Below are 20,977 nucleotides of genomic sequence, written 5' to 3' on the forward strand. Positions count from 1 at the left end.
AAGTCTCCCGTGCCTTTTGCGGAGACTTGCAAGAGGCGTTTTTCTGCGGCCAATTGCACCAGTTCCTTACTTTCTGGACATTCAACAGAATCAAGAGATAGGCTATTGAAGATGTATGGCCACCAGACCGAATGAATTGAGCCCCAATTCTAGGACAAAGTACCCTCATCCGGTGATTAAGAGCACCGCAAGCTCGCTCTGTCCAATTGTTGTGTGAGAAGAGCTAATTTAGTACATAGTTTAGACCGCCAAACTCTAGATTTTCACCAAAATTTGTTAGAACAGTTCGAAATCTGGGCACCATCTAGGTAGGCCCTTGATTTATTCCTTCACGAGTTAGATGTGAGCTATGGAATAGCTTCAGGCAATAACACTTGAAGATCTGACTTGAGACTAAGTTGTATTTACTGTTTTGGAATGTATATTGACCCGATGAAGATGGGTACACTTTAAAGATGAGAGTGAAAACAAGATATGCCCAGAAAAGAAATACCTGATAGTGCTATTGAGTTAGTTGCCAAGCACATCAATACGAGAAGCAATAAGAATCATGGTATTCCCGTAATAGGACATGAGGAAAATATAGAAACTCCTCAAATATTTGAAATCATTCCCTTCGATCAGATTGATGATAGCGAGAAACGATTTTACGCGATTGATGGCAGCTATAATAGCGAACAATTTTACAACGGTTTATGCCTGGCCATTTATGCGGCTGGCTATATTTGCTTTCACAAAGGTCAGCAAATTCGGATGAATTTATTAGATGATCCAGTCGTGCTAGGTAAGGCATATTATCCACAAAATATTCTTATCACACATCAAGACCATTTAATAGCTATTTATGATGAGTTTCTGGCTTTAGAGCCAGTAAAAGATTTGCTCAATTTCCTAGGTGAGGCTCCAGAAAAGATTTTTCCATACAAAAAAGAACAAATTTGCACTAACCTATCAACGTTACTAGGCTTTTGTCAGGAAGTATTAGAGATTGCTCTTATTTTAGAGATCACTAATTTAGCAGAAACGAAGCCAGGAGATTTTATTTTGCGAGATGGTACGCTACGTCCCTTGCAAATTAAACAGGAATACTTAGTGAAGTTAGGAAAGTATGCTCATGAAAACGGTATAAAAATAGTCGCTGTTACCAAACAGTCTCCCACCAAAATGGAGCTTTCCTATACATTTAGGCAGATTGATAACTATCTACAAGATCAGCTTAAGCATGAGTATCCTTTTACAGAAACAGATCCAAGGCGTAGAAAGCTCTGTTGCTGGTTTGAGGTTCCTGATGTAGTTCTCAAAGCAGCATATCAAGGAGACATGTTTATCAAAAAATCTATTCGTGGAGGGCGGGGGTTTGGGTTGTTTTTCGCAGCTAGGTTAGACTATGTTGAAAAGTTGCAAAACTATGACTGGCTCATAGTAGATGTAAATATCTTTAATGCGATTCCAAAGATTGAATCAAAAAATTTTGAAAGAGATAAGGCAGAATTAGACTCGATATTTAAGGAGTTAACTCGCCTTACTCAAGAACACTACATCCTTGGCTATCCTTATCCATTGTGTGAAGCTCATAATTTCATATCACTGAAGAAGAATTTTAAAGAGGAGATAATAGCTCGTCTTAAATACTCACTCTACAGAGATCAAAGAATGGACAATGTTGACATCGAAAATCTTTTTCTGGATATGCACGAAAGATTCTAGGAGGACTTATGGGAAAAGTTGATTTTGGTGTTCTTTACGGTCAAAAAACAACTGAGGATGCACTACTGATATACTCCTCTTATGAGGATGCTAAAGCTAGTCCACAAACTGGAGATTTCATTGTATTAACCCCAAAAAATGAGGGCAATACAAAATACTTGGCAAGGGTCGAGGCTGAAATCTATGACGAAGACCCTATTTTTAAGTCACAAGATAAAACTTTGATCGCTGTACATTACGCCAGGATTGCAGAAAGGGAGCTTTCTGAACGGGACAAGCAAAAGATGTTCAGCTACACTTATAAAGTGCGAATTCTAGGTACGTTTACAGATAGTGGTTCTACAATTTCTTTCACAACTGCTGTAAGAAAACTACCAATTGTTTCTTACATTGCAAGGCATTTAAACAAACGCGAAATAGAAGCAATCCTCAACAAAACGAATGAAAATGGTGTTGAGATTGGATACCTTTGTGTAGGAGAAACTGTCTTTAGAGATAAAGGGCCAATTCTATTTGAGATTGGAAAACTGCGTAGCAGACGCACAATGGTTTTTGCTCAGTCAGGTTTTGGAAAGACCAATCTCGTTAAAGTACTTCTCTACCATATGACTCGCGATACGTCATACGGGAAGTTGATTTTTGATCTAAATGGCGAATATTTCTTGCGTGGCACAGCTACATATGGATTAGGAGATATCAATGATGACCGAATTCGAAATAATGTCGTTGTATATACCGATAAGAAATTGCCGGAAGACTATGTGAAACAGAAGCGATTTATTTCTGGTGGCAAAGTTGCCCTCAATATGCACAAGCACTTAGCGGTGGGCGACATATTAAACTTCGGGGCTGGTTTTTCTGAAGTCATGAAATCTTTTCTTCTGTATCTTGATGAAGACGGCGTGTCTAACTTTATTGAGAATATTGATGACTATGTTGAAACTCCAAGTAACCTTTATCGAGACTTTTCTGACTTCTTTGGTGAACAGAAAAAGGATTCAAAGGGAAACCCTAAAGAAGATGTTTCTGCTCGAAAAACAATTATGGCGATTCGGAAAAGAATCCGTCATTTAATTGATGAAGGTACCTTACATTCTAAAGCATCGAAACTCTTGGAAGATGTATTCAAATATTTAAAGGAAGGAAAGACTGTCATTATTGACTTATCTCTGAAAGATAATATGGATGCTAGCATCATTTCAACTATCTTAGTTCGCAAGCTGTTTGAAGGTAACAAGGAGAATTTCACCTCGGATGAGCCAGACAAAGTCGTTAATGCTGTCGTCTTTGTGGAAGAGGCTCAAAATGTTCTGTCTCAAGAGTTTGTTAAGTCAAATGCGAATCCATTTGTCAGAGTAGCAAAGGAAGGCCGTAAATTTGGACTCGGCTTAGTTGCTGTAACGCAGCGCCCTTCTGCAATTTCTGATGAAATTCGAACTCAAGCAGAAAATTTCTTTGCTTTTCATATGGGCAATTCTGATGACATTAAGGCACTTGTGAAGTCCAATATCAACTACGATGGAGTAATCTCAAACTTTATCCAACGTGAGACAATCGCAGGTAATCTCTATATGGTTTCTTCAGATCAAGCTTTTGCCCTTCCTGTTCGGGTTACTGAATTTGAAAAACTGGTAGAAGAGAAAGTGTATTCAGAGACCAGATTTAAAGATTGATTCAGGCTAAGAGTGATATCTTAAAAATTCTTAGATGAGGTGTGATGGAAGAGAAACACAAGCAATTCCTTAAACGAAAGCTGCTTAAAAATCTAAAAGATTATGGAGTTGTGTGGAACGAAAAAAAACATCAAGTTATTGTTGAAGATTTCAGAGAGGTTCAGCGAAAACTAGCTGAACGGACAAATTCAAAAGGGCAAGAGTATAAAAATAAAGTTCAAAAGTATCTTGCGCAACCATCAGATATTAATATATCTAAAATCAACCCTCGCCTCGTTGCAGTTGAATCTAGAGCCGAACATCAACGTCTTTGGGCATATGCTACATCTCGTTGGTCTGTACCTGTTACAGTTGGGTATGGGAGACGTCTTCGATACTTTGTCTTCGATCGTCAGAATGATAAGTTGATTGGTATAGTTGGTCTTTGTGATCCCGTCATTGGTTTAGGTACTAGGGATGACAAGTCTATTGGATGGACAAAAGATCAAAAAGTGCAGCGCTTATATAATTGCATGACTGCATATATTCTTGGAGCAATTCCGCCTTATAACAAGGTGCTTGGCTCAAAACTGGTAGCTCTTACTTTAATGTTTCCAAGAGTTCGCAAGGACTTCTATCAAAAATATAAAGATAGTTCCTCTCTTATTAGTGGGGAAAATAAAAAATCTCATCTTATTTATATTGATACATTAGGAGCGTTTGGTAAATCAGCGATTTATAATCGGTTGACAAATTGGGAATTTATAAATTATACAAAAGGGCAAAGCCATCTCCACATAACGGCTAATGGTAGTTGGGAATTAATCAAGCAAGTTGTTCCAGAAGATGCTTTTGAAACTTATGAGTTCGGTCAGGGACCAAATTGGAAACTGCGTACATTGAGAAGAGCCTTGCGTGAACTTGGTTTGTCGGAGGAGATGCTTAGTATTGGCTGGCAGAGAGGTTATTACCGTTGTCCTCTAGCTGAGAATTGGCAAGAGTATTTACTGGGAGAGACAAACCGGGTTATATGGAAAAGCTTTACTCAAAGAGATTTAGTGAACTATTGGTACGAAAGATGGGTGATGCCTAGATTTGATACTTTACAAGCTAATTTAGAGTCGTACACTGACCGATAGGGGGGCTGACTTGTACTTAAGGTGAATTTTGATCTATCCAAGTATTATATGGAAAAAGTTAATCTAATACATTTTCAAAATCTCAACCTACTCTACAGGCTCCACTCGCTTCAAATGTTCCTGCCCCCATTCACAAAGAGCTTTCAGCGCAGGCTCAAGGCTTTTACCATAATCCGTAAATGAATATTCAACCTTGGCAGGAACATCCGGATAAACTTTTCGATTAACAACTCCATCGTTTTCTAATTCTCGAAGCTGTTGAGCCAACACCTTTTCGCTGATCTCAGGCATCAATCGTTTTAACTCGCTAAAGCGTCTTGCCTCATCCTTCAATTGCCATAAAATTAAGATCTTCCACTTCCCGCCCAGAACTTTTAAAGTAGCCTGAACAAATCTCGTACCCTCAGTTTGCCCTTCCGGCATTTGCGTTCTTCCTTAAAGATCTTCAAGACTTGGAGGCTTACAAAAAAGTAAGTTCTTCCCAAAAAACAAACGTGAGCATACCATGTATCTGTTCAGCAATCACCTCTGTGAACAGGAGCTAACCTCATGTCAGCATTGACAGGAAAAGTCGCAATCGTAACCGGCTCATCACGGGGTATTGGACGAGCAATTGCCGAACGCTTAGGCAAAGATGGTGCTAATGTTGTCGTGACTTATGTTGGCAACCGAGACAAAGCAGAAGAAGTTGTGTCAGCCATCCAAGCAACTGGAGCAGAGGCAATTGCCATACAAGCCGACATGAGAAGTCTGACTGATATTGGCAAGCTATTTCAGCAGACACTTGAACGTTTCGGAAAGCTAGATATTCTCGTCAACAATGCCGCTGGCAAAAACATCTTCAAACCCACTGCTGAGCTGACCGAAGAAGAATACAACAGCATGTTTGATATCACCAGAGGCGTTTACTTCGCATTGCAACAGGCCGCGCAGCACATGTCAGACGGAGGGCGCATCGTCAACATGTCTACCAGCGGTACAGCAATGGCAATTCCAAGCGGTGGCGCTTATTCAGGCAGTAAAGCAGCAATTGAGCAGTTCAGCATGTGCCTGGCCAAGGAACTTGGTCCCCGTGGTATCACCGTCAATACCGTTTCTCCCGGCGTGACCGCAACCGATGGACTTGTGCTCGAGCAAGACCAGGTGAATCAAATGATTGCTCAAACTCCCTTGGGACGTTTGGGTCAGCCTGATGATGTTGCCAGTGCTGTTGCCTTATTAGTCTCCGATGACGCCCGTTGGGTAACAGGCCAAGGGCTACGAGCAAACGGCGGCATTGTGTAGCGCCGGATTCGTCCAATTTGAATGTAAATAATCTCTGTTTCAGAGTTGTTTAGGTATGAATGGCTAGCTCTATAGAATCTCTGTGGCGAGACGTAACAAATTCTGCAAGATCTTTAGAGCTAGCCATAAACTTTCAAAGCATCGCGCGGGCAATTGTGAAACGGTTGCCCGATGACGATGATTACCCTACTAAAATCATCAAAAATATGAAGCTTGTATGATTTTCCCGGTAAATAAGTAACGGGCGGCGTGGATATTCATCTTCGAGTGGGCAGACTGGGACTGGACATTGCCTGAGCCGTCCTCACCCCATGAACACGACAACCATTAGTCTTCGCGCTGCCCTGCGAAGTCTTCCTGAAAATGCCCAGGAACCCATTGTTGAGACGCTTTTTGCAACGCCGCTGCTAGAAGCATTAGGGTTTCAGTCTGGAGAAATTCATCCAGAGTACAACACTGGCGATGGAGCGGTTGATAAAGCCGCCAGAAAAACCATCGGAGACGATGTTTTTCTATATACAAAAGCGAATCCCTATCTCCTAGTTGAGTTGAAAGGGAGAGACATCAACCTATCCAGCGAGGCCGCAGACTATCAAAAGACAGTCAAGCAATTAAAGCGATATCTGCTTGCGCCTAACTGTCAGACAGTCCAGTGGGGAATTATTACCAATTCTTGCCACATTCAACTATTTCGGAAGCATGGGAGAGTAATTTTCCCAGCAACCCAGTGCCTTTCCCTAAACGAAGACAATGTTGATCAAGTCGTTGCTCTCATACGCCAAAAAATTGAAAAGCCAGCCAAGGCCCTGACGATTGCCGTTTACAACAACAAAGGCGGCGTTGGGAAAACAACGACAACCGTTAATCTTGCCAGTATCCTAACTTTTCTAGGCAAGAAAGTCTTGGTGATTGATCTTGACCCCAATCAGCAAGATTTAACAAGTTCTCTAGGTTTACCAGTGAGCAAGGGAGACGTTCTCAATGCTCTTACCGAACGGGAAGTCAAGCTTCAGAGCGCTATCCGTCCCTATTCATTTCCCCTGAAGACCAAAAAATCAGAGCTTAGATTTGACATCATTCCGGCTGATGAAGGATTAGTCGAAGAATCTGAGGCGTTACTAAATCAGCGGATAAAACGCAATGCGCTTTATCGAAAGTTAGAACCGGCAAGACAAGAGTATGACTATATTCTGATAGATGCCCCACCTAATTGGCGTTTTTACAGCCAGCTCGCTGTCTACGCAGCTGATGTCGTTCTCATGCCAACAAAGCATAATAATCTTTTCTCCCTGGAGAATGCCGCAACGGCAATCAAGAAGTTCATCCCTAAAACGCAAGAGGAAAAGGCTGATGGCACTCCCGTCGCCTTGCCAATTTTCTTCAATGGCGAGAAGATTACCCCACCTCAGCTAGCGGTTGCACAGCAGGAAATCAACAGCATTATCAAAGCTGTCAAGAAGGAAGAGAAGTTTGATCTGTTGCCTTACTTCTATCCCAGATACACCAACGCCGTCAGAGATCTCCACATCCATCAAATACCGAGCTACGCTAACATCGCCGGTGCAGCCTTTTCGCGCACGCCCGCAGTCTACCGCGATAGATCGGCTCATGAGTATTACAAAAATCTAGCCAAGGAGTACTTCCTGCAATGAGTAATCCCAGAGATATTGGCAACTTGATGCATCTATACCTAGATGAGATCAGCCCTGGCAACGGAACCGATGCCCCTGAGTTTTTGCTCAAAGCGTCCGCCAATCTGCTCAATCAAAAAGGGGGACGAAACTGGATCCCAGTCATCGTCAAAGAAACCGGCGAAGACAAGTACGAAGTCATCGGCAACTCCTTCGTCTATGCTGTTGCTGAAAAGGCTGGCTTAGAGCGCATTTGGTGCATTATTGCTGACGACAGCAGCGATACAGTCGAGATTACCAAAGTACTTGCAGGCGAAGAGGTACCCAAAATCAACCTCTCCAAAGCTTCTAGAGACGAGATTATGGCAGCCCTGCAATACTTAATTGAGCAACCCGCCAGCGCTCTCAAGACCGTCAAACTGGCCGTTGCGACCAATAGAATCGATGAAGCTCCCCGTCAATACTGGAAGAACTTCGAGCCCATCACAAACCTAAAGTGCGGCATCACCAAAGGCAAAAAACTTGACGCTCTCAAGCAAGTGTTTTATCTGACACCTCAAACAATGCCAGACACCATCACCGACGCAGACATTCTCAAAACGATGTCAACAGCGGATTTAAAAGGAATGGCCAAGAAACGCGGTATTGCTGGTCTAAGCAAGATGAAAAAGGATGAACTCGTCGTTGCCCTGAGTAAGAATTGAAGTTAATCCGTTTCTGGCCTAACGCTAAGAGCGACACGTTAAGTTGTGAGGGTTGAACGCTAGTTCTGACCCTCTTTCTTTTAAAACCTGAAAGGCCTATAACAAGATATCAGTTTATTCATAAATGAGCCTGTAAATACTGCCGATACAAATTGCAGCGTGTCAGTATACTATCTCCTTGAAATTTCACCAAGCCAAGGCTGTGCAATTTAAATTTATTTACCGTTGATAGTTTGACAGAATCATCGTCAAGCAAATTTTTCATTGCATCTGCTAATTCTGGCTGCTGTGTCAGAATTAAATATTGACGGCGTAGATGGTCTGCGTAGATACTTGACGAACTCATAGCGTTTTGTAGTATTTGCGCCAAAGTAACATCCATATTGGCTAGATGAAAAAGGGTAAGACGCACTAAAAACGGATGTCCGCTAACCAGTTTCATTAATCCTTCAACTTCAGTCTCGTCCAAATTTAATTGATGTCTTCGGGCTAAATCTAAAATTTGCTTCTTATCAAATTCAGGCAATTCTACAGATAGACCTACATTAAATGGTGAGTGGTTGATATCAAGAGGTACGTACACTTCTGTAGAATGTACAATGACCAATCGCAGTTTCTTCCAAATCTCTCGCCATTTGCCTTCTTCATGCAAAGCGCGCAACAGTCCAAAAAAATCTCGGCAAATTTCTGGATATTCAAAAACTTTGTCTACCTCATCCAAGCCAAGCGTTAGTGGTTTGCCGATGGTTGGTAGTAGATATTCCTCAAAATAGGCTTTGCATGCCATGCTACTACCCAAAATTTCCGCTAGATCCCAATAATCGCTAAGCTTATTGGGTATGTTTAAAGCCAAACTAACACTGGCACAAAACCAGCGAAAAAATTTATCTGAATTGACAAAAATTTCCTGGGCTGCGAGTTGAAAATCTAATATGACGGTGCAATCACCTTGAGATTTTGATCCCTCAATAATTCTGAGCAACAGCGAAGTTTTACCCATTTGCTTGGGTGCTTTAATTCTAATTAAAGCGCCAGGTTTTTGAATCTGTTCGTAGCAGCGTTCTTCAATGGGCAAGCGCTTAATATAAAATGGCGAATCGAGCGGCACTTGCCCGGCTGGGATCTCGCCAGTTGTAGCAGATATTGTGTTGGCAGCAGGCGATGAAAATACATCGTTCGCACTTTCTACCGTCAGATCAGCAACATTTTGCCATTCCAGTCCCAAAGCCCGACAAATTTCTCTAAAATTAAGGTAATCGACAGGTTTACCATTCAGAAAACTGCTGATAGTAGATTGAGACATCTGTAAATATTCAGCTAAATCCGTTTGGCGAATGTAGCCATTACGCGGTAGCGCTGATTTTGCTTCTGATATGAATTCGGGACGTACTCTAACTGAACGTGGCATGTTTGATATCACCTAAGATATTCAATCTCGCTACAAAGTCGATACGTACTCGATATACTCCCATGCAAACTCAAGTGCTGCCAAGGTTACATAGGACTAGTAGGAATAAGGCTCAAGCCGACCCAATACACAGCCCTACTTTAACTGAAAACCTTTCTGGATTGTATAGCCATGAAATTCACCTTCAGACCTTCCTTGCTCGCTCCTGCCCTGTCGATTTTGCTGCTAGGTTTTTCGGTGCGATTAGTCGTTGCACAACTACCAGCTTCTAATGCCTCTGCTGGCTGTCAAACTCTTAAGCCAGCACATCTTAACACAGCAAACGATTTCATCGGCATGGGACACTTTCAAGAGGACTGCCAAAAAGACTCTCAAGCTGCGGTTTCTTCTTTCACACAAGCAATTCAGCTCAATCCCACAGCTGAAGAACCCTACTATCATCGGGCAAATGCTTACGCTGCAGTTGGAAATTATCAAGCCGCAGTGGCAGACTATACTGAAGTTATTAGGCAAAATACAGGTAGATTCGGTTTTAGTAGTCCTGCATATTGGAACAGAGCTAGAGCTTATGAAAAATTAGGCGAAGAACAGAAAGCAATTTCAGATTTGGATCAATTAATCGGTGATAGTAGTTCCAACGCTGACGAGTACTTTTTTAGAGGTAATATGTACCGGGAGCTAGGGAATAAAGAAAGTGCAATCGCCGATTACAAAGCAGCAGAAAAACTCTTTCGGGACTATTTAGATGGAGTTTACGGTAGTGGTCATATGGATCCCATGAATCAAGAAAAACTGGATAAAGTCAGAAATGAATTATCCCGCCTGGGAGTAAATACTTCAATGCCACAGATTACGACTGGTCGTATTTTGCAATCAATCGCCAGAATAGAAGTCGAGCGAGCCTTAAAATTAGCAAGCTTTGAACCTCAACATCCAACGGCTCAGAGTTTTGATGCTCAACTTCAGGATTTGTATCAACAATTGTCCGGAGCACAACCGCAACCCTATCAAGGAGTAGTAGAAAACCTGATATCAAATGCTGCATATGAAAAAATGGAAAGTCTTGAGGCCGAGCGAGCTCAACTCCTAGAAAAGTTTACTCCAAGCCATCCAGCAATATCATTAGTTGATAGCCAGAAAAATCAATTAGAAACCTTAATTCGCCGCAACAAGGTATAGGCTTTTGTCGTCTCTAGAGTGTGTGGCGGTCTAAAATATAGGTGCAGAACCTGAGTGCTTGTTTACCGTCACGTACCACATAACTGAGTGCGTGACTTCGTGATTTTACAAGCCACACAAACTGTTTTTGTGATGAGCTAAAAACATTGACAACCTTAACCCATTAGTAATACGGTTAGACAATGAACAATAATTTTTCATACAAAGTTGGCGGAAGCCTAGCAGAAGATGCTCCTAGTTACGTAATTAGGCAGGCAGATTCTGATCTTTACAACGAATTGAAAGCTGGGAACTTTTGTTATATCTTTAACTCTCGCCAGATGGGCAAAACTAGCTTGCAAGTCCGCACAATCAAACGACTGCAAGCAGAAGGAATCGCTTGTACTACAATTGATATTTCTGGACGCGTTAGTAAAGACATAAACCCGGAACAGTGGTATGCGGGTATTGTTTACACCTTAGCTGCAAGTTTTGAAATAGCTAATCCCAGTGAATTTATTAGAACGTGGTGGAAAGAGAACTGCGAATTATCGCCTATACAACGTTTAGACGTATTTATTGAAAAGTTCTTGCTAGAAAAAATTCAAAGTAAGATAGTCATTTTTATTGACGAGATTGATAGTATTTTAAGCTTGCAGTTTAAAGGTGACGATTTTTTTGCCTGGATTAGAAGTTGCTATGAAAAACGTAATCTTAATAGCGAGTTCAATAGAATCACTTTTGTCCTTCTTGGCGTAGCAACACCTAGTGATTTAATCGCAGATAAAGTACGAACACCCTTTAATATTGGCTGTGCAGTCCAACTCGATGGTTTTCAAATCCAGGAAACTTTCCCTTTAGCATCAGGCCTAAAAGGAATTGAAAATCCACAAGCTATTTTGCAAGAAGTTTTGGCATGGACTGGGGGACAACCCTTACTTACACAAAAAGTATGCGATTTGTTAGTAACTCCCCAAAATCTTATCCATTATCACTCGCTAAAAGCAAAGGGAGAAATTACAGAAGCCGAATGGGTGGAGAATGTTGTCAGACAGCAAATCATCGAAAACTGGGAGTCACAAGACGAACCCCCCCATTTAAGAACCATCAAAGATAGAATCTTGATGAGCAGGCATAATACAGGTGCGTTGCTTGGCTTGTATCGGAAAATTTTACAATTAGGACAAATCCCCGCTTCTGATAGCCCAGAACAAATAGAATTACGGCTATCTGGATTAGTCGTAGAACGACAGGGATACTTAAGAGTTTATAACCGTATTTATGCAACAATTTTTGATTTAAATTGGGTAGAAAAAGCACTCGCCGATCTAAGGCCTTACTCAGAAGCATTATCAGGCTGGTTTGCTTCAGGCTGTCAAGATAATTCTAGATTGCTGCGTGGTAAAGCATTAGAAGATGCAAAAAAATGGATGGCTAATAAAAGCCTGAATCAGCAAGACTACCAGTTTTTAACGGCTAGCCAAGAATTTGAAAAGCAAGAAATAGCTACAGCATTATCTCTTCAAGAAGAAGAAAGTCGCATTTTAGCGCTAGCTAATGATACTTTAACCGCAGCCCAGCATCAGGCCAGACGGCAAGTTCGTATTGGTGGTGGCGTTCTTATTTGTTCTCTTATTGGAGCAGCGATTGCTTTTATATCTGCAACTAATCAGTTACAAGAAGCTCAAGAAGGTACAAGATTAGAACAAGCAGGAGTAGCAGCCCTACGGCAGTTTGAAACAAAACAAATTGAATCTTTAGTCACAGCGGTAGATGCAGGGCAAAAGTTAAAAAAGCTTGTAAAAGATGGACGTTCTATAGAAAAATATCCTGCAACAAGTCCAGTTTTAGCTTTGCAAACAATTCTCGATGATATTCATGAAACAAAGCAATTTGTTGCTCATCAAGACGATATTACAACGGTGAACTGGAGCCACGATGGCCAGTACATCATCACCGCTTCTAATGATAAAACTGCTCGTGTCTGGAACTTGTCAGGTAAGCTGATAACCGACCTAAGAGGACACCAAGAGGGAGTTTTTATTGCTAGCTTTAATCCGGATGATAAACATATTCTCACTGCATCAAATGGTTTAGATAGAACAGTTCGTATTTGGGATTTTTCTGGGAAGCAATTAGCGATACTTAAACATCAAGAAGATGTAACTGATGCCAGTTTTAGTCCAGATGGAAAACGTGTAATCACTACCTCCTTGAAACCGCCTACTGCAACGATTATAAATGGAGAAACTGTGGTTAGTGCCTCTACTGAAAAAAGCGTTCGCGTATGGGATTTGTCTGGCAACTTATTGCTGCAACTTAAAAATAGAGTTAATAGTGCCAGTTTTAGCCCGGACAGTAAATATATTCTTACCGCTTCTGATGACAAGACTGCCCGTATTTGGGATACATCGGGCAAACTATTGCGAACATTCACAGGACATTCAATGGCCGTTAACAGTGCTAATTGGAGTCCGAATGGGAAATATATTCTAACTAACTCTGATGATTCCTATGTTTGGGATCTTTCAGGTAAGCAAATTGCACGATTCAAAGTAGATGATAAGTGGGCAACGACTCAGACTGGTTTTAGTCCCGATAGCCAGCATATCTTTGTAGCAACGCCCCACAAAACTTACATTAGGGATTTATCTGGCAGGCTGATTAGAGAAATAAAAAATGAGAAGGTACTAAATAGTGATGCAGGATTTAGTCCAAATGGCAAGAGGTTTTTTACAACTGATGACACTATAAAAGTGTGGGATATAAGAGACGCAGCTGTGAAAACATGGGATCTATCAGGTGATCTACTCACCGAACTGACAGGCAATCAAAGGAGCCCCCGCTGGAGTCCCGATGGTAGATATATTGTCACTTTTGGACAAGATCGAATGGTTCGTATCTGGGACTTATCTGACAGAACACCAGTAACTATCAAATCAAAAGACGGTGTTATGGGAGCAAGCTGGAGTCCCGATGGTAAATATATTGTTACCCCAACTCAGGAATCCGTACTGATTTGGGATAGTTATGGTAAGCAGTTGGCAAGATTTCAAGGACATTCAGATCTTGTTAGTAGTGCTAATTTTAGTCCAGATGGAAAACTAATTGTCACAGCCTCAAGTGATAAAACTGCTCGTGTCTGGAATACATCCGGAGAACAGTTGTTATTGCTTCCTGAACATGAAAATGGAATAGAATATGCTGCTTTTAGTCCAAACGGCAAGTATATTCTAACGACGACCTATGGTGACAGTAATAGCAAAACTAGAATTTGGTCGAAGTCGGGCAAGTTATTAACTACATTCAAAGCTAGAGGAATTAATTGGAGTCCTAATAGCAAATATATTATGGCTACGTTTGATTATGACGGCAAAAACTACTCTAGCTTGTGGAGCATTTCGGGTGAAAAAATAGTAGATTTTAAAGGAAGTAAAAATAGCTATCTTGGTGCCAGCTTCAGCCGAGATGGAGAGCATATTGTTACGACTGACGGAGATACGTTATCCATTTGGAATACATCTGGTCAAAAAATATCAGAATTTAAAGCGAACCAAGAGATTTATAGCCCTAGCTTTAGTCCAGATGGAAAACTAATTATTACTACTTCCCCAGATAACAGGGTGATCATTTGGGATACTTCCGGCAGACAATTGGTTGAAATACCTCATCAAGATATGGTTGCGCTTGCTAAATTTAGTCCAGATGGGAAGCGTATTGTCACGACTTCAGGCGATAAAGTTTTTCGGATTTGGGATATATCAGGTAAGCTACTAGCACAATTTAAGCATTCATCTGTATTTACATCACCAGTAAATTTCAGCCCAGATGGAAAATATATTCTTGCGCAGATAGCTGGTCAATTCTCTCATAATAATGAGGTGCTGATTTGGCCTGTTGACGAATTAGATGGGTTACTGGCACGAGGCTGCCACTGGCTAAAAGATTACCTGGACACTCAACCTCAAGTACGAGAAAGATTAAAAGTTTGTCGCGCAGGATCTCTATAGTCACTTTATGTCGTACATGGCTCGACGTTGACGCTCCCAGCCTTTGCCCTGTCTTAGTTAGTATACCTGTCGGCCCTGACTTACCAACCCCACTTTCTCGGCCAGGACTTGCGCCCCTTGAGCATCTCCTAGGCTTCTGAGGCGTACCAACAGCGCACCGATCTGAGCCCGAAAACACCCAAAAATGCTCCAAAACTTGGAGGAGTGTCGGTTCAGTCTGATGCTTCACGCCCTTGCCTGAAACGATAGAAACCTTATCCTAAGCAGGTTTTACTCAAAGCCGATGGTGGGATTTGAACCCACGACCGCTCGATTACGAATCGAGTGCTCTACCACTGAGCCACATCGGCACTCTACGTATAGTAAGTGTTTTGGGGGCACTGAAGCAACTGCCCCTCAGGTTGCCCCTCACCTTTCAGACACGGCGTTTCGCATTAGGGTCAGCAGTCCTTCCCAGAGCGTGCGAGTTAGCGGGCCTGGGCATTTGGGCAGCGGGTAGTCGTCGATTTGAGCGACGGGCATCAGCAGGCGCACGGAGGAGCTGAGAAATGCCTCTTCTGCTGTCCAGAGGTCCTCTGGCCTCAGCTCAGTTTCCTCATGAGGGATGCCCTGCTCGCGCAGCACTTGCAAGAGAAAGTGACGGGTGATGCCATGCAGAATGCCAGCTTCCACAGTTGGCGTACGCACCACACCCTGACTCACCAGCCAGAGATTGCTGGTAGTCGCTTCAGTCAGTTCACCCCTGGTATTGAGCAACAGCGCATCGTCAGCCCCACTCTGCTGAGCTTCGAGTAAGGCCAAGATGTTGTTGAGGTAGTTGCCCGTTTTAGCCGCTGGATTAAGGGCCAGACGATCAACCCGTTGGCGTGGTACAAGCCGCAGATGGATTCCCTGCGCAGGCAAGACAGCTTCAGGGCTGATCGGTCGCACAACAATGATCAGACTAGGCTGAAGCTTAGCGCCAGGGAGTAAACTAATTTCCTCCTCAGCCCCACGCGTGACCACGATGCGCACGTAGGATTCAGGGTTAGCAGCCTGTTCTAGGGTCCGGGCTACTTCTGTACCAATGTGGTCGTCGCTCCAGGGGACATCGAGATATAGATAGGCGGCTGACTGACGCAGACGGTCGAGATGCTCTTGGAGGCCAAAGGGTTTACCAGCTAGGGTGCGTACCACCTCATAAACGCTGTCCCCATAAAGAAAACCCCGATCCAGGACAGACACCGTTGCTGTGGGGCTGATGACCCCATCCTGATTGACCAGCAAACCCACTGCAGATCCCCGTTAACGCTCAGCTGATTAGATTATGAGTAGGCCCGCTCTTGCCCACCTCATTAGATTATGGGTATTCCTGCTAGCTCCAACGCACCATGACCGCTCAAACCATCCCCGTTCTGAATTTGCAAGCTTTCAAGGCCGGTAGTGACAGCCGAGCCCACTTCGTGACAGCCCTAGGCGAGGCTTTGCGAGACACCGGCTTCTTTGCAGTGACTCAGCATGGAGTTAACTCGGAGCTGATTCGCTCGGCCTATCAAGCGGCTCAAGCCTTCTTTGAGTTGCCAGAAGTTGTCAAGCGAAAATACGAGCGGCCCGAACTAAACGGTCAGAGAGGGTTTACTCGCTTTGGGCGAGAACATGCCAAAGATCACCCTGTCCCCGACCTTAAAGAGTTCTGGCACGTGGGTCGAGAGGATTCTACGGTTTATCCAGCTAACCTCTGGCCTAACGAGATATCGACCTTCCAGGTGACCTTGAGTGAACTCTACCGTCAACTGGAGGGCTGTGCCCAAGCCCTGCTTGCTGCTTGTTCGCTCTACTTAGAGGAATCCCAGAACTTCTTGCCAGCCTTGGCTGAGGAGGGAAACAGCATTTTGCGCATCATTCACTATCCGTCCATTCCTCCAGATGCCCATCCTTTGAGCCTGCGGGCTGCTCCGCATGAGGACATTAATCTGCTCACCCTGCTTTGTGAGGCAACAGAAGAGGGTCTAGAACTTCTGCAACGAGATGGCAGTTGGCTGGCGATTCCGGCGCTACCGGGTCAAATTATTGTGGATGCTGGCGACATGTTGCAGCAGCTGACTAATGGTTTGCTCAAAAGCACGACTCACCGGGTTACAAATCCGACTGGGCTGCGGGAACGACGCTTTTCAATGCCGTTTTTTATCCACCCTCGTCCTGAAGTAGATTTGACGCCTCTACCTCAATGTGTTGCTGCCACCGGAGGTCAGGCAAAGTTCCCTCAGATCACGGCAGGTCAATATCTAGAAAAACGGTTACGGGAGATTGGCTTGGCTCCTCAGATCTAAGCTTGCACTAGGTATAGGGCCTTGGCTGAAAATATGAATCTAGAAGTAGAATAGAGCTAGGGTTCTAATCCAAAAAATGGCTAGATAGAAGCCAAAAAATGCCTTAATTTAGACTGCTAATCAAACACTCAATTGAATGCTTAAATCAGCACAATTCGTTCTTCAAAATGTCTTGAAAAGACAACCTAGAAAAAACGGCACATTCGTGGCTTAGAATCGCGCAAGACAACCACACAACTGCTGGCTGAACAGCGATAATAGAGATAGGAATTCAGAACTGTACCCCTCTCGCTCCCCCGAGTGCCAGTCTATGACCTCTTTCAAGATTCAGGCTCCCTTTGAACCTACGGGCGATCAGCCCAAGGCGATCAAGCAGTTGGTCGGCGACCTGCGCCAGGGTCATCGTTTCCAGACATTGCTGGGAGCGACAGGCACAGGCAAAACGTTTACGATCGCCAGCACGATTGCGCAGGTTGGACGCCCGGCGTTGGTGCTAGCTCATAACAAAACTTTGGCCGCTCAGCTGTGCAACGAGTTGCGGGAGTTCTTTCCAGAAAATGCGGTCGAATATTTCATTAGTTATTACGACTACTACCAACCCGAAGCTTACATCCCAGTCACCGATACCTACATCGAAAAAACAGCCTCGATCAACGACGAGATCGACATGTTGCGCCACTCGGCTACCCGTTCATTGTTTGAACGCCGAGATGTGATTGTTGTTGCCTCAATTAGCTGCATTTATGGTCTAGGGATTCCAGAAGAGTATCTCAAGGCATCGATTCCATTGCGCGTGGGTGAAACGGTAGATCAGCGCGAGATCCTACGCAACCTCGCCAATGTGCAGTATGAACGCAATGACATTGACCTCACAAGAGGACGTTTCCGAGTTAAAGGTGACGTGCTGGAAATTGGTCCAGCTTATGAAGATCGCATCATCCGGGTCGAATTCTTTGGTGATGAAATTGATGCAATTCGCTATATTGACCCAGTCAGCGGATCGACCTTGCAAAGTGTTGAGGGGCTGAACATTTACCCCGCTCGTCACTTTGTGACGCCTGAAGATCGCTTGCAGGAAGCCTGCGATGCCATTGAAGCTGAGCTGAAAGAACAGCTGGCCTTGTTAGAGAAAGAAGGCAAATTGCTTGAGGCTCAGCGTTTGCAGCAACGCACCCGTTATGACTTGGAGCTGTTGCGAGAAGTCGGTTTTTGCAATGGCGTTGAAAACTACTCTCGTCATTTGGCTGGACGGGTTGCAGGTGAACCACCGGAATGTTTAGTAGACTACTTCCCCGATGATTGGTTGCTAATCGTCGATGAATCTCACGTGACAGTGCCTCAAATTCGAGGCATGTATAACGGCGACCAAGCTCGCAAAAAAGTTCTAATCGACCACGGTTTTCGTTTGCCTAGTGCTGCTGATAACCGCCCGCTCAAATCCGATGAGTTCTGGTCAAAAGTCAAGCAGTGTATCTTTGTATCAGCCACACCCGGCGATTGGGAAGTTGGAATCTCAGAAGGGCGAATTGCTGAGCAAATTATTCGGCCTACTGGTGTAGTTGATCCAGAGATTTTTGTGCGTCCTACGGAAGGCCAAATTGATGATTTGCTAGGCGAAGTCAGAGAACGGGTTGATCGACAGGAGCGGGTGTTGATTACCACGCTGACAAAGCGGATGGCGGAAGACTTAACCGAATACTTCCAGGAGCGAGGGGTTCGGGTACGTTATTTGCACTCAGAAATCAATTCGATTGAGCGTATTGAGATTCTGCAAGATCTACGGGACGGAAAATTCGATGTGCTGGTTGGGGTCAACTTGCTGCGCGAAGGATTAGATCTGCCAGAAGTTTCTCTGGTGGCTATTTTAGATGCGGACAAGGAAGGCTTTCTACGAGCGACTCGTTCGCTCATTCAAACCATTGGGCGAGCGGCTCGTCATGTGCGTGGTCAGGCCATTATGTATGCCGATAACCTGACCGATAGCATGATCAAAACTATTGAAGAAACGGAGCGGCGTCGGGCGATTCAGCTCAAGTACAACGAAGAACACGGCATCACTCCCCAGCCAATTATCCGACGCGCTGGCAACGCAATTCTGTCCTTCTTAGAAGTGTCCCGTCGGCTCAGCAGCCAGGAGCTAGAGACGGCCTACGAGCAGCGTGATGAAATCCCATTAGAGGACATTCCGGAATTGATTAAGCAGTTGGAAGCGCAGATGAAAGAAAGTTCCAAGAACTTAGAGTTTGAAGAGGCCGCCAAATACCGCGACCGAATTAAGCACTTGCGCGATAAGCTCCTAGGACACCGGTCCTAGTCTGGCCAGGTATGAAAACCGCCTGGGACCCTGTTTTTCTATAGGTTTTCTATAGATAATGGTTACAGGCGGTTTTTATATCTAAGCCACACTTTTAAGCCACACTGGTATATTAAAAACATTTAAGCTAATCTCAGCGAAATTGGAACAGCGGCGGTGACCCAAAAGCGAATTATTATCTGGTATCGCAACGATCTGCGGTTGCATGATCATGAGCCCATGTATGTAGCTCTTAAAGCTCAGGCTCAGGTCATTCCTATCTACTGCTTTGACCCTAGACAGTTCGCCCAAACTTCTTTTGGCTTCGCGAAAACTGGCCCGTTTCGAGCGCAATTTCTCTTGGAAAGCGTTGCTGACTTACGTCAGTCGCTTCAGGCTTTAGGTAGTGATCTCGTTGTGCGTTGTGCCTTACCTGAAGTTGCGATTCCCCAACTGGCTCAGGAATTAGGAGTTCAAGAGGTTTATGCTCAAGAGGAGGTCACCTCTGAAGAGATTGCAGTTGACACGGCGCTCAAAGCAGCACTGGAAGCGATTGGCGCTCAGTTGATTTCTTTTTGGGGACATACTCTCTATCATCCGGATAATTTACCTTTTAATCTCTATCAACTCCCGGAGATTTTTACCCAGTTTCGCAAGCGGGTGGAAAACTCTGCAACCGTTGATCCAACATTGCCAACCCCTAAGCAGCTACTGCCGTTACCCAAGCTTGAAGTTGGACAAATCCCTCAACTCTCGGACTTTGGTTTGGAACCCCCCTTGTTGGATCCAAGAACTGTAGTGCAGTTCAGAGGTGGAGAAACGCAGGCACAAGCGCGGTTGGATTACTATTTCTGGAAGCAGGATCATTTGCGGGTCTACAAGGAGACGCGAAATGGCATGTTAGGAGGCGATTACTCCTCTAAGTTTTCGCCCTGGTTAGCGTTGGGTTGCCTGAGTCCTCGTTATGTGTATGAACATGTCAAAGACTACGAGACACAGCGCATCACTAATGACTCAACCTACTGGCTAATTTTCGAATTGTTATGGCGAGATTATTTTCGCTTTATTGCTGCTAAGCATGGGTCTCGCCTGTTTCGGGCTTCTGGCTTGCGAGGCGTTTCTATTGCCTGGAAGCAAGATTGGGAGCGCTTTGCACTTTGGCAGGAGGGCAAGACTGGCTTTCCCCTAGTTGATGCCAACATGCGCGAATTAGCTGCCACTGGTTTTATGTCAAACCGAGGCCGTCAAAACGTTGCTAGCTTCCTAACCAAGAACCTGGGTATCGACTGGCGCATGGGTGCAGAATGGTTTGAGTCACTGCTGCTTGATTACGATGTTTGCAGCAATTGGGCCAATTGGAATTACACTGCTGGTGTGGGTAATGATGCCCGTGGTTTTCGCTTTTTTAACATCCTGAAGCAGTCTAAGGACTACGATCCACAGGGTGAATATGTGAAGCATTGGTTACCAGAGCTAGCTACTTTACCTGCAGCTAAAGTCCACGAGCCCTGGAAACTCTTACCAGTGGAGCAGAAGCGCTTCGGTGTGAGATTAGGGGTTGACTATCCCAATCCAATTGTTGATTTGTTCAAATCGGCTCAAGCCAACGAAAAGATCTACAATGCCGCTTTCTCAAGATGAAGTCGAGATGTGATCTAAGCCACAATATAATCACGATACAA

General features: G+C 44.0%; 14 protein-coding genes and 1 tRNA gene. 11 read left to right on the plus strand and 4 right to left on the minus strand.

What is annotated here, in order from left to right; genetic code table 11:
- The first annotated feature begins 474 nt into the window (after positions 1–474).
- From H6F94_RS17190 to H6F94_RS17200, 3 genes are read left to right on the plus strand one after another with little or no spacing between them, the layout of a single operon-like run.
- Complete coding sequence (locus H6F94_RS17190) at positions 475–1,707, plus strand: DNA double-strand break repair nuclease NurA (protein WP_190803462.1); 1,233 nt, start codon at positions 475–477, stop codon at positions 1,705–1,707.
- A gap of 8 nt (positions 1,708–1,715) precedes the next feature.
- A complete protein-coding gene (locus tag H6F94_RS17195; RefSeq protein WP_190803463.1) occupies positions 1,716–3,380 on the plus strand; it encodes an ATP-binding protein in 1,665 nt (554 codons plus the stop codon).
- Between the two features lie 44 nt (positions 3,381–3,424).
- On the plus strand, positions 3,425–4,498 hold the full coding sequence (locus H6F94_RS17200; RefSeq protein ID WP_190803464.1) for a Druantia anti-phage system protein DruA: 1,074 nt from the start codon (positions 3,425–3,427) through the stop codon (positions 4,496–4,498).
- Positions 4,499–4,585: 87 nt separating this feature from the next.
- On the opposite strand, the gene H6F94_RS17205 is transcribed toward H6F94_RS17200, so the two are convergent.
- Positions 4,586–4,921 carry a winged helix-turn-helix transcriptional regulator gene (locus tag H6F94_RS17205; RefSeq protein ID WP_190803465.1) on the minus strand — a complete coding sequence of 112 codons (336 nt, stop codon included), beginning with the start codon at positions 4,919–4,921 and terminating at the stop codon, positions 4,586–4,588.
- 126 nt (positions 4,922–5,047) lie between these two features.
- Between H6F94_RS17205 and H6F94_RS17210 the strand changes: the two genes are divergently transcribed.
- The 3 genes from H6F94_RS17210 (at position 5,048) to H6F94_RS17220 (ending at position 8,117) form a co-directional block, all read left to right on the plus strand.
- Positions 5,048–5,782 carry a glucose 1-dehydrogenase gene (locus H6F94_RS17210; RefSeq protein WP_190803466.1) on the plus strand — a complete coding sequence of 245 codons (735 nt, stop codon included), beginning with the start codon at positions 5,048–5,050 and terminating at the stop codon, positions 5,780–5,782.
- A gap of 311 nt (positions 5,783–6,093) precedes the next feature.
- Positions 6,094–7,434: an AAA family ATPase gene (locus tag H6F94_RS17215; RefSeq protein WP_190803467.1), complete on the plus strand. Its 1,341-nt coding sequence runs from the start codon at positions 6,094–6,096 to the stop codon at positions 7,432–7,434.
- Positions 7,431–8,117, plus strand: a complete 687-nt coding sequence (locus H6F94_RS17220) for a Rho termination factor N-terminal domain-containing protein (RefSeq protein WP_190803468.1) — start codon at positions 7,431–7,433, stop codon at positions 8,115–8,117. The genes H6F94_RS17215 and H6F94_RS17220 overlap by 4 nt, the downstream gene beginning before the upstream one ends.
- 118 nt (positions 8,118–8,235) lie before the next feature.
- Here the strand turns inward: H6F94_RS17220 and H6F94_RS17225 are convergent, their stop codons facing one another.
- Positions 8,236–9,525 carry an AAA-like domain-containing protein gene (locus tag H6F94_RS17225; RefSeq protein WP_190803469.1) on the minus strand — a complete coding sequence of 430 codons (1,290 nt, stop codon included), beginning with the start codon at positions 9,523–9,525 and terminating at the stop codon, positions 8,236–8,238.
- A gap of 171 nt (positions 9,526–9,696) precedes the next feature.
- Between H6F94_RS17225 and H6F94_RS17230 the strand changes: the two genes are divergently transcribed.
- Together H6F94_RS17230 and H6F94_RS17235 are read left to right on the plus strand one after the other, a co-directional pair.
- Positions 9,697–10,704, plus strand: coding sequence for a tetratricopeptide repeat protein (locus H6F94_RS17230; RefSeq protein ID WP_190803470.1), 1,008 nt, complete (start codon positions 9,697–9,699; stop codon positions 10,702–10,704).
- A gap of 182 nt (positions 10,705–10,886) precedes the next feature.
- Positions 10,887–14,693, plus strand: coding sequence for a WD40 repeat domain-containing protein (locus H6F94_RS17235; protein WP_190803471.1), 3,807 nt, complete (start codon positions 10,887–10,889; stop codon positions 14,691–14,693).
- A gap of 278 nt (positions 14,694–14,971) precedes the next feature.
- Here H6F94_RS17235 and H6F94_RS17240 read toward each other — a convergent pair.
- Together H6F94_RS17240 and H6F94_RS17245 are read right to left on the minus strand one after the other, a co-directional pair.
- A tRNA-Thr gene (locus H6F94_RS17240) sits at positions 14,972–15,043 on the minus strand.
- Between the two features lie 58 nt (positions 15,044–15,101).
- Positions 15,102–15,965 carry an aminotransferase class IV gene (locus H6F94_RS17245; RefSeq protein ID WP_190803472.1) on the minus strand — a complete coding sequence of 288 codons (864 nt, stop codon included), beginning with the start codon at positions 15,963–15,965 and terminating at the stop codon, positions 15,102–15,104.
- A gap of 98 nt (positions 15,966–16,063) precedes the next feature.
- On the opposite strand from H6F94_RS17245, the gene H6F94_RS17250 reads away from it, so the two are divergent.
- The 3 genes from H6F94_RS17250 to H6F94_RS17260 all read left to right on the plus strand — a co-directional run bounded on the left by H6F94_RS17250 (position 16,064) and on the right by H6F94_RS17260 (position 20,936).
- A complete protein-coding gene (locus tag H6F94_RS17250; RefSeq protein ID WP_190803473.1) occupies positions 16,064–17,002 on the plus strand; it encodes an isopenicillin N synthase family dioxygenase in 939 nt (312 codons plus the stop codon).
- A 310-nt stretch (positions 17,003–17,312) separates the two neighbouring features.
- On the plus strand, positions 17,313–19,316 hold the full coding sequence (uvrB, locus tag H6F94_RS17255) for an excinuclease ABC subunit UvrB (RefSeq protein WP_190803474.1): 2,004 nt from the start codon (positions 17,313–17,315) through the stop codon (positions 19,314–19,316).
- Positions 19,317–19,472: 156 nt separating this feature from the next.
- Positions 19,473–20,936: a DASH family cryptochrome gene (locus H6F94_RS17260; protein ID WP_190803475.1), complete on the plus strand. Its 1,464-nt coding sequence runs from the start codon at positions 19,473–19,475 to the stop codon at positions 20,934–20,936.
- Positions 20,937–20,977 lie beyond the last annotated feature (41 nt).

Source organism: Leptolyngbya sp. FACHB-261, assembly GCF_014696065.1.
Classification (GTDB): domain Bacteria; phylum Cyanobacteriota; class Cyanobacteriia; order FACHB-261; family FACHB-261; genus FACHB-261.

Bases quoted from the DNA above. Each gene is read 5' to 3' on its own strand.
- H6F94_RS17200 (WP_190803464.1), top strand. From the start codon at position 3,425: ATGGAAGAGAAACACAAGCAATTCCTTAAACGAAAGCTGCTTAAAAAT.
- H6F94_RS17220 (WP_190803468.1), top strand. From the start codon at position 7,431: ATGAGTAATCCCAGAGATATTGGCAACTTGATGCATCTATACCTAGAT.
- H6F94_RS17250 (WP_190803473.1), top strand. From the start codon at position 16,064: ATGACCGCTCAAACCATCCCCGTTCTGAATTTGCAAGCTTTCAAGGCC.
- H6F94_RS17190 (WP_190803462.1), top strand. From the start codon at position 475: ATGCCCAGAAAAGAAATACCTGATAGTGCTATTGAGTTAGTTGCCAAG.
- H6F94_RS17215 (WP_190803467.1), top strand. From the start codon at position 6,094: ATGAACACGACAACCATTAGTCTTCGCGCTGCCCTGCGAAGTCTTCCT.
- H6F94_RS17230 (WP_190803470.1), top strand. From the start codon at position 9,697: ATGAAATTCACCTTCAGACCTTCCTTGCTCGCTCCTGCCCTGTCGATT.
- H6F94_RS17210 (WP_190803466.1), top strand. From the start codon at position 5,048: ATGTCAGCATTGACAGGAAAAGTCGCAATCGTAACCGGCTCATCACGG.
- H6F94_RS17235 (WP_190803471.1), top strand. From the start codon at position 10,887: ATGAACAATAATTTTTCATACAAAGTTGGCGGAAGCCTAGCAGAAGAT.
- H6F94_RS17205 (WP_190803465.1), bottom strand. From the start codon at position 4,921: ATGCCGGAAGGGCAAACTGAGGGTACGAGATTTGTTCAGGCTACTTTA.
- uvrB (WP_190803474.1), top strand. From the start codon at position 17,313: ATGACCTCTTTCAAGATTCAGGCTCCCTTTGAACCTACGGGCGATCAG.
- H6F94_RS17195 (WP_190803463.1), top strand. From the start codon at position 1,716: ATGGGAAAAGTTGATTTTGGTGTTCTTTACGGTCAAAAAACAACTGAG.
- H6F94_RS17225 (WP_190803469.1), bottom strand. From the start codon at position 9,525: ATGCCACGTTCAGTTAGAGTACGTCCCGAATTCATATCAGAAGCAAAA.